At 37.1% G+C, this 2,163-nt stretch carries 2 protein-coding genes; both read left to right on the top strand.

The genetic code is table 11. The annotated features are described in order from the left end of the window. Positions 1 to 295: 295 nt before the first annotated feature. Complete coding sequence (locus H627_RS19880) at positions 296 to 895, top strand: WxL domain-containing protein (protein WP_081674970.1); 600 nt, start codon at positions 296 to 298, stop codon at positions 893 to 895. A gap of 67 nt (positions 896 to 962) precedes the next feature. After that, positions 963 to 2,021: a WxLIP family cell surface protein gene (locus tag H627_RS0115275; protein WP_027829616.1), complete on the top strand. Its 1,059-nt coding sequence runs from the start codon at positions 963 to 965 to the stop codon at positions 2,019 to 2,021. The last annotated feature ends 142 nt before the right edge of the window (positions 2,022 to 2,163 follow it).

The following is a 2,163-nucleotide window of genomic DNA, read 5'->3' as shown; positions in this document are numbered from 1 at the left end:
CCTCCCCCCTGGGCCTGGAGGAATCCCTGCCCACTACCTAAACCAATTCACATGGATGAGTCTTCACTGTTGCACTTAATTTGACAATTCGGGTGCTGACAAATTTGTCCAAAAATTCGGATTAAATTTGCAATCTACCTTGTTTATTTATCCAAAAAAATATATAATGTACGCAGAGATTGAAAGAGATATCTATGTGATGGGTATTTCTCCAATCAAGCAGAGTCCGATTGATCCATCACATTAGGACTCTATTTCATAGCGACCAACAGTCGTTTATGAGGAGGGAAATATTATGAAAAAACTCGTAAGAAATAGCATGTTAGTAGGGGCAGCTGTTTTAGGAATTGGTTCGTTAGGTACAGTCGCTCAAGCAGCAACAACACCTGCATCACCAGTTCCAAGCACAAGCAGCACAGCCACGGCCGATATTACGCCTGGAAAGATCACTTTAAGTTCGGCCCCTAGTTTTCAATTTGGTACAGTAGCAGCTTCAGCAAACGATATTTCATATACATCAACTTCCACATCAGGAACCTTGGATATCGCTGATGCTGGTACTGGTACTGGATACACTGTAACTGTTGCAGCATCACCATTCACGGCAACAGGCGGCGCAGCCTTAAAGAATGCACAACTATCATTAGATAATAAAGAAACAGATCCTATTAAAGCAGATGATGCTGATAATGTATCAACACCTCCAACACTTGTCGCAAAGCTTTCACTATCAAGTTCACCAGTAACTGTTGTTAGTGCTGCAGCTGGTAGTGGTGTAGGTGCCTATACTGGAACATATGGTTCTACTGATGCCTCACTTAAGGTTCCAGCTGGTAATATTGGCGGATCCTACAGTTCAACCTTAACATGGACGTTAGCTAACGCACCTGCTTAAATATAAAAATTGAGGGCTTGTAACTTAATTGTTGCATGCTCTCTTTTTTTCTTCGGGAGATGATATTTTGAAGAAGCGTATTTGGATTTTCATCTTGTTTTTAATTAGTGTTATAACTTTTGGTTGTTTAGGAACCCAAGATGTTTCGGCCGCCACCTCAGAAGCTCAACCAGCAGTGACTTATAATATTGTGCCAGAACTTTCAAATAATCAGATCGATAAAAAAGTCGGTTATTTTGATTTGAAATTGACGCCAAATGAGAAGTTGCAAGCTAAATTTAAGATTAATAATAACGATACTAAAACGCATACTTATACTGTAATGGTGAACCGGGCATCGACTGATACCAATGGGGTAATAGTCTATAACGAACATAATGTTAAAGCTGATTCATCTTTGAAATATGATATTGAAAAATTAGTTACATATCCTAAGAGTGTTACTGTTGATGCAAAATCTTCTACAGAAGTAGTTGTGAACATTAATGCTCCGAAAGGAAATTTTGATGGCGTATTGTTAGGTGGTATCTTTATCGAACAAGATAATCAAGTTAGCAAGAGTAATGCTAAGGGTGTAACGTTAAAAAATAAGTATAATTATGTTCTAGGCCTACAATTGAGACAAAATACTGACACAGTTGAGCCAAATTTAAAACTGATCAAAGCATATGAAGATACTCAAAATGGACAAATTTCAGTCAATGCACTATTAGATAATGATGTGCCAAGATTGGAAGAAAAAGTTGATATCAAAGCAAAGATAACTTCAGAAAATGATAGTAAGAATGTTATTTTACAATCAGAGAAATCAAATATGTCAATTGCCCCAAACAGTTACTTTACTTATCCTATTAATGTTAATACAGTTATCGGTGCTAACAAGGATAAGAGATTAAAGTCAGGTACTTATATGATGTATTTGGATGTTAAGGCTAACAATGGGCAAAATATTTGGAAGCTTCAACGGAAATTTATGATTACTGACAAGCAAAGTCGTGAAATCAATAAGAAGACGCCAGTTAAGAACAGTCATACTAAATCCAATATGGCTATCGTTGAAACAATTGCTGCAATTATAGTGGTTGCAGGGTTAGGTGTTTGGTATTACAAAAAACATAAAAAGTAAAACGAGATACGAATAAAAGAATCCAATAACTCACTTTTGGGGTTCTTAGAACCTGTCTAGTATCTGCTGAATCTGGTAGAATTGTGGAAAACCGACTGAGGAGTTTGTCATGCCAGATTATCCAAGCAATATTTCTCGAGCG

Origin of the sequence: Schleiferilactobacillus harbinensis DSM 16991, from assembly GCF_000425885.1 — a bacterium.
GTDB classification, from domain to species: Bacteria; Bacillota; Bacilli; order Lactobacillales; family Lactobacillaceae; genus Schleiferilactobacillus; species Schleiferilactobacillus harbinensis.
Note: the sequence above shows the minus strand (reverse complement) of the source record. Positions and strands in the feature narration are given on the sequence as shown.

What these genes read in the sequence shown, in the direction of transcription:
- H627_RS19880 (WP_081674970.1), top strand. Translation starts at nt 296, where the DNA reads ATGAAAAAACTCGTAAGAAATAGCATGTTAGTAGGGGCAGCTGTTTTA.